Raw genomic sequence first — 7174 nt, forward strand, 5'->3', positions numbered from 1 at the left:
GAAGACGCGCACGCTGCTGGAGCTGGCCAGCAGCGCCGAGGACGCCCGCGTCAGCGAGGCCGCCGGAGCGCTGCAGCAGGATGAAGTGGCCGAGCCCGGGGCCGCCACGCGCGTTCCCACGCCGCGCGCCAGAGCCGCTCCCGCCAAGCCGTCCGCGACGGCGGTGCAGTCCCGCACGGATGTGAGCAGCGCGCCCAAGCCCGTGCCGCAGCGGCGTCCGGCGGCGCCCTCGGACTCGGAGGTGTCCACGCGCGTGGGAGTTGGCAGCGCGCCCAAGCCCGTGCCGCAGCGGCGTCCGGCCACGACGACGGACCCGGAGCTTCCGACGCGCGCGGGTGCTGGCAGCGGGCCCAAGGCCGTGCCGCAGCGCAGGAGCGCGTCGGAGGCCAGATCGGCGACGCCGCGCAAGCCCCGGCTCGCCCTGGAGTCGGGACTCTCGCGCACGCCCAAGCCCCGTCCCTCGGAGTCCGAGGAGGCGGTGGACGATTCGGAGTCGCTCGACGAGCCGAGCGAGCTCTCGACGCAGCAGTTCCGCTCGCGTCCTCCGCGTCCCGGAGCGGCTCAGGCGGGCGCCCGGAGTGGAGCACGCGGCGCCGCGCGGGGTGGCGCGGAGCGCTCGGACACGCCCCGAGAGACGCCCGTGGCGAAGCCTCGCTCGCCCTGGATGGGGCGGCTGGTGCTGCTCCTGGTGCTGGGCGGCCTGGGTTATGCGGCGACCTTGCCCGCGGTCCGCTCGCAGTTCGCGCCGGCTCTCGACTCCGCGAAGGCATGGGTGAAGGCGGAGATGGATTCGCACCCCGCGAAGGACCCCGCGGAAGCAGCGCCCTGGCCTCCGCAGCAGAAGCCAGGGCCGCCGCCGGGCTTCCCAGGCACGACGCCTCCGGCGGACCCTCGTCCGGGCGCGCAGGCCGCCGCGCCCGAACCCGCGCCGACCGAGCCCGCTCCGGAGGCGCCCGCGCCCGTCGAGAAGGAATCCCCGGTGCCGTCCGGTACGCCCGGGGTGCGCACCGCGTCCGTCACGTCTCCGCGCAAGGGGAAGGACGCCGCGACGTCGCCGACCGGGAAGGGCGTGGCGGAGGCCGCAAGCAAGCCGACCCCGCGCCGCGTCGAGGGCAAGGCCAAGGACGTGCCCGAGCCGGTCACCACCGTGACGCAGGAAGAGGATGGCGCGAAGGTGATTGACACCAGCACGGCCAAGGGCGCGGCCGCGGCGGGCATGGGGTGGATCACCCTCTACACGGTGCCTCGAGCGGCCGTGTTCGACGGCGCCACCCAGCTGGGCACCTCGCCGCTGCAGAAGTTCCCGCTGCCGGTGGGGACCTACACGTTGAGGTTGGTCGACCCCACGGACGTGGACGCGGTGAGCCGTCGGTTGTCGGCGCCCATCCGCCCCGGTGAAGTGACGAAACTGCAGATTCGACTGGCGGACCTCCCCCTGTACAAGGAGTGAGCGCGGTCCTTGACGCTTCCGGACCCCCTCACTAGGGTCCGCGGGTTCCTCCTTCGACGCACTGCGAGAAGGACACCCAAAGCTATGTATTTTCAGGATCTGATCTTCACGCTCCAGAAGCACTGGGCCGACCAGGGCTGCATCAACACGCAGCCGTACGACCTCGAGGTCGGCGCTGGCACCATGGCTCCGTACACGTTTCTTCGCGCGCTCGGTCCGGAGCCCTGGAATGTGGCGTACGTGCAGCCCTCGCGTCGCCCCGCGGACGGTCGGTTCGGTGAGAACCCGAACCGTCTGTTCCAGCACCACCAGTTCCAGGTCATCCTCAAGCCCGCGCCGAAGAACGTGCAGGAGCTGTATCTGGAGTCGCTGCGGAAGATTCGCATCGACCCCCTGGAGCACGACATCCGGTTCGTCGAGGACGACTGGGAGTCTCCCACGCTCGGCGCCTGGGGCCTGGGCTGGGAGGTGTGGTGTGACGGGATGGAGGTGACGCAGTTCACCTACTTCCAGCAGTGCGGCGGCTTCGACTGCAAGCCCGTCTCCGCGGAGCTGACCTACGGGTTGGAGCGCATCTGCATGTACCTGCAGAACGTGGAGAACGTCTTCGACATCGAGTGGGTCAAGGGCGTGAAGTACCGCGAGGTGTTCCACCCGAACGAGGTGGAGATGAGCAAGTACGCGCTCCAGGAGTCGGACGCGTCCATGCTCTTCGCGCTGTTCGACGCGTACGAGAAGGAGTGCAAGCGCCTCATCGAGCGGCAGTTGCCGTTGCCGGCGTATGACTTCGCGCTGAAGTGCTCGCACACGTTCAACCTGTTGGATGCGCGCGGCGCCATCTCCGTCACGGAGCGCGCGGCGTTCATCAAGCGCGTGCGTGACAACGCGCGGCTGTGCGCGGAGGGCTACCTCCAGATGCGCGAGCGGCTGGGCTACCCGCTGCTGAAGACGCCGTGGACGGTGGGAGAGCAGCCGGCCCTCCTCGAGGGCAAGCCCGCCAGCGAGTACTGGAAGACGGTGCAGCTCAACAAGCCGGTGGAGAAGAAGGAGAAGTCGGAGGTGGCTCGTGGCGCGTGATCTGCTGCTGGAAATTGGCGCGGAGGAGATTCCCGCGTCGTTCATCGGCCCCGCGCTGGAGGACCTGCGTCGCGTGCTGACGGAGCGCATGGCGGAGGCGCGCCTGAAGCACGGTGAGGTGAGCGTCTACGGTACGCCCCGGCGGCTGGCGGTGCTGGTGCGGGACGTGGCGGACGCGGGCGAGGACGTGGTGAAGGAGGTGCTGGGGCCCAGCGCCAAGGCCGCGTTCGACGCCGAGGGCAAGCCCACCAAGGCGGCGGAGAAGTTCGCCGAGAGCCTCAAGCTGTCGGTGGACAAGCTGGGGCGCTCGCAGACGGCCAAGGGCGAGTACCTGTCCGCGCGAGTGGAGGAGAAGGGTCGCCCGGCGGCGGACACCCTGAAGGACGCGCTGCACGTCGCGGTGCACTCCATCAACTTCCGCAAGTCCATGCGCTGGGGTGACGTGGAGGCGTCCTTCGCGCGCCCGGTGCAGTGGCTGGTGGCGCTGCTGGGCGGCGACGTGATTCCCGTCGTCTTCGGCGACGTGAAGAGCGGCGGTACCACCTACGGTCACCGGTTCCTGTCGCCCGGCGCCATCGCGCTGAAGGCGCCCGCGGACTACGAGGCCGCGCTGGCGAAGGCGAACGTCGTCGCGGACATCGCGAAGCGCCGCGCGCAGCTGGTGGAGAAGCTGGCGGCGGCGGCGAAGGCGGCCGGCGGCAAGCTGCTGGAGGACGAGGGCCTGGTCGACCAGGTGACGAACCTCGTCGAGCTGCCCAGCCCCGTGGTCGGGACGTTCGAGGAGCGGCACCTGGACCTGCCCCCGGAGGTGCTGGTGCAGGAGATGAAGAGCCACCAGCGCTACTTCTCGCTGGTGGACGGGGCGGGGAAGCTCCTGCCCAAGTTCATCGCCGTGTCCAACACGCCCGTGCGTGACGAGCAGCTCAGCCTGCGCGGCTATCAGCGCGTGCTGCGCGCGCGTCTGGCGGACGGCCGGTTCTTCTACGACGAGGACCGCAAGACGCCGCTGATGGACCGCGTGGAGAAGCTGGGCCGCGTGGTGTGGCAGGGGCAGCTGGGAACCTATCTGGAGAAGGTGGAGCGCTTCCGCACGCTGGGCGTGTGGCTGGCGGTCCAGACGAAGCGGGCAGGGGAGAGCGCGACCATCGAGCGCGCCGCCACGCTGGCCAAGGCGGACCTCGTCACCGGCATGGTGGGCGAGTTCCCGGAGCTCCAGGGCGTCATGGGCCGCGAGTACGCGCGCGCCAGCGGCGAGCCGGAGGCGGTGGCCCAGGCCATCTTCGAGCACTACCTGCCTCGCGGCGCGGAGGACGCGCTGCCCACGCAGGACGCGGGCGCGCTCATCGGCATCGCGGACCGGCTGGACTCGCTGTGCGGCATCTTCGCCATCGGCAAGGCGCCCAGCGGCGCGGCGGACCCGTTCGGTCTGCGCCGGGCGTGCATCGCCATCATCCGGCTGGTGCTGGGGCGGGGATATCGCTTCAGCCTGTCGGCGGCGGTGGACGAGGCGCTGCGGTTGCTCGCGCCCAAGCTGGCCAACGTCAAGCGCAAGGCCGGTGACGCCGCGCCGCGCGAGCAGGTGCTGGAGTTCTTCCGGGGCCGCCTCAAGTCCCTGTGGGGCGAGCAGCACCGCACGGACGTGGTGGAGGCGGTGCTGGCGGCCGGGTTCGACGACCTCGTCGCCGCGCACAAGCGCCTGGAGGCGCTGAGCCTCATCGTCGGGCGCGCGGACTTCCAGCCCCTGGCGGTGGCCTTCAAGCGCGTGGTCAACATCGTGGAGAAGCAGGGCCGCGACGTGGCGGGCGGGCAGACACAGGCCCAGAAGCTGGTGGACGACGCCGAGCGTCAGCTCCACTCCGTCTTCACCCAGGCCCGCAACTCCGTGGCGGGGCTCGTCCAGTCGGACGATTTCTCCGGCGCCCTGAAGGAAATCACCGGTCTGAAGCCCGCCGTGGACACCTTCTTCGACAAGGTGATGGTGATGGCCGAGGACAAGGAGCTCCGGGAGAACCGCATCCGGCTCCTCGTGGAGATTGGCGCCCTGTTCAACCAGGTGGCCGACTTCTCGAAGATCCAGGCCGAGGCCGCCGCCTGACAGCCGTCTTCCGGCTGCCTGCCCCCCGGGGGATGAAGCACGTCCCCGGGGGTGCCAGTTCGTCGGCTTGCGGGCTCCCGGGAATGGAGGGCCCCCTTTCCGGTTGCCCAGGGGGAGGCCCCTTCCTACACTCCGCCCCCCTCTGATGCGCGCCTACCTCGTCACCTCCGCGCTGTTGCTCGTGTCGTGTTCCGTCGACTCCGAGCCGCAGCCTCCGCCGTCCACTCGCCTCGTCTATCCGAGCGGTGTCGCCTTCTGGCGCCCCGAGGTCACTACATCCACGAACGGATTTTTGTACGTGGCGGGGGCGAACTTCGACAAGTGCTACGCCTCTGGCGCGGTCTCCGCGCTGGACCTCGACGCCCTGGGTCTGCGGCCCTTCGGCAAGGACTTCACCGACGCCGCGGAGGTGGACGCCTTCCCGGCGCGCATCACCGACCTGCGCGTGACGGCGCCGGCCTTCGTGCTCATCGACAGCTTCGCGGGAGAGATGGCGCTGTGGAGTCCGCCCGGACGCCCGCCCCGGCTCTTCATCCCGACGCGCGATGAGGGCAGCTACCTTCAAGTCATCGACGTGTCGGATGACGGCGCGAACCTGAGCTGCGAGCAGGGCGGTGGCGGACGCGACTGCCGGGTGAATGCCCTGTCGCTGGTGGGTGTCCCGGGGGCGTCGAAGGACGGCGTGCCCGGTGCCCCGTCCCCCATGGGAGTCGCCGTGGAGCGCTCCAACCCGGACGCCCGGGTGTGGGTGACGCACACGGAGCTGGTGGGTCCGCCCGCCGCCGAGACCCAGAGCGAGCTCCAGTCGTACCTGGTCGACCTTCCCGCCGCCTCGCCCAACCGCGCCGAGCTGAGCACCTCCAGCTTCGTCCCGCTGGGCGTCAACGGCCTGCTGGCGGGCGCGGCGCACTCGGTGGCCATCGGCGGCCGGTATCTCTATGCCTCCGGACGCAACTCCTCCACGAACCAGCTGGGGGCGCTCGCCGCCAGCTACGTGCTGAGGCTGGTGGACCGCACGGCGACCGAGCGGGTGCTCGAGTCCGATTTGCGGGCCATCTACTCCATCCGAGAGGCGCGCGGCATCGCGGTGGCCCCGCTGATGATGCGCGACAACCCCACGCAGGTGGACCCCAACCGCGAGCGCGTCTACCTGCTGGCGCGAGGCCCCGACACGCTGCTCGTGCTCGACATCGAGAACGCGCTGTCGGACCTGCCCACGCTGCGCGTGGTGTCCGCGCAGTCGCTGCCGGAGGGCGCCGCCGAGCTGGAGGTCATCTCCCGTGGCCCGGGCCGTGGCAGCCTGGTGGCGGTCACGGGCAGTGGCGACGAGGCCGTCTCCATCTACGACGAGGAGGTGGGACAGCTCGTCGCGCAGGTGCTCGTGGGAGACCAGGACCCGGCCCAGCCCAGCCAGCCCTTCGGGCTGACGGTGGACGTGCGGAACAACGCGGCGCGCCTGTTCGCCACGACCTTTGGCGATGGCCGCGTCGCCGTCATCGACATTCCCAACCTCGACCGGCCGCAGGATGCGCGGCGGGTCGCCCTGCTCGGCGTGCAGCAGCTCCGCGACACGCGTCAGGGCACCAGCGTGTGTCAGGAGTCCTCCCCGTGAAGCGCGGCACTTTCACCTTCCTCCTCGCGTGCGCCGGGCTGGCTGTCGGTTGCTCCGACACCCAGGCCACGCAGGGCTTCGCCGGTCTGTCCGGCACCTATGACCTGACCCTCGCTGGCGACCTGGTCTTCGTCACGTCGTCGGATCGCGACGAGCTCCAGGTGCTGGACCTGTTGGCCAACCCCAAGCAGTTCATCCCCGCGCCCAACCCGCTCCAGACGCTGGCCATCCCGGTGCTGGACAGGCCGGACTCGCTCACGCACGACGTGGGCTACAAGGCGGACGGCTCGGAGCTTCCGGGGCCGTACGTCTACGCGCGCAGCGCCGGGGCCTCGCAGATCTCCGTGGTGGCCGCCGCCCGCGAGCGACTGGTGCAGATGCAGCGCTTCACCGGGCGCAGCCTGGTGACGGCCTTCGCGGCCCGCTCGCCGGACGAGCGCCCCGAGGGTGAGCCGCCCGCGCCGAGCGTGCTGTACTACGCCATCCAGGACCCCGACGCGCTCTTCGAGGCCGACACCGGTGGGGCTCGCATCGAGCGCCAGACGGTGCCCGGCCCCGAGGCACTCGAGGCGGGAGAGGTCGCTCCCGCCGTGGTGACGATGTTCTGCCTCCAGGTGGGCGAGTCCGTCCAGTCGATGACGGTGCTGCCCGCCAATCAGCTCGTGGTGGCCACGCGGCAGGCGTCCGGGCGAGCCGGGCGCACGCTGCTGGTGACGGACGCGAATCCGACGACGAGCGTGGACTGCACCACGCCGTCCCCGGCGACGAGGGACCTGTCCGCGGGCTTCGACAACACGCCCGTGCGGTTCGTGGTCTCCCATCCCCGCGTCGTGGTGCGGCAGGACGACACGACGACTCCCAACGTCAACGAGTTCGCGGAGATGCCCGCGGGTCGGTTTGTCTACGGCATCAAGGACGAGGTCGCCTGCGGTGGGGCGCC

The 7174-nt window shown here is 70.8% G+C and carries 4 protein-coding genes and 1 pseudogene; all 5 read left to right on the forward strand.

Annotated features, from left to right (window positions below):
• A partial coding sequence (locus tag ACN469_RS36080) for a peptidase associated/transthyretin-like domain-containing protein (RefSeq protein WP_498775647.1) occupies positions 1–1450 on the forward strand: 1450 nt, incomplete at its 5' end.
• Between the two features lie 84 nt (positions 1451–1534).
• A complete protein-coding gene (gene glyQ / locus ACN469_RS36085) occupies positions 1535–2527 on the forward strand; it encodes a glycine--tRNA ligase subunit alpha (RefSeq protein WP_498775649.1) in 993 nt (330 codons plus the stop codon).
• Entirely contained in the window at positions 2517–4622 is a 2106-nt protein-coding gene (gene glyS, locus ACN469_RS36090; protein WP_498775651.1) for a glycine--tRNA ligase subunit beta, read from the forward strand. Before glyQ ends, glyS begins: the two co-directional genes overlap by 11 nt.
• A gap of 145 nt (positions 4623–4767) precedes the next feature.
• Positions 4768–6234, forward strand: coding sequence for a YncE family protein (locus tag ACN469_RS36095; protein ID WP_498775653.1), 1467 nt, complete (start codon positions 4768–4770; stop codon positions 6232–6234).
• Positions 6231–7174: pseudogene (locus ACN469_RS36100) on the forward strand (hypothetical protein); the annotation flags it as partial. The gene ACN469_RS36095 and the pseudogene ACN469_RS36100, both read left to right, overlap by 4 nt.

Origin of the sequence: Corallococcus terminator (assembly GCF_049194865.1) — a bacterium.
Taxonomy (GTDB): domain Bacteria; phylum Myxococcota; class Myxococcia; order Myxococcales; family Myxococcaceae; genus Myxococcus; species Myxococcus terminator_A.

Coding starts and splice junctions, on each gene's coding strand:
- glyQ (WP_498775649.1), top strand. CDS start 1,535: ATGTATTTTCAGGATCTGATCTTCACGCTCCAGAAGCACTGGGCCGAC.
- ACN469_RS36095 (WP_498775653.1), top strand. CDS start 4,768: ATGCGCGCCTACCTCGTCACCTCCGCGCTGTTGCTCGTGTCGTGTTCC.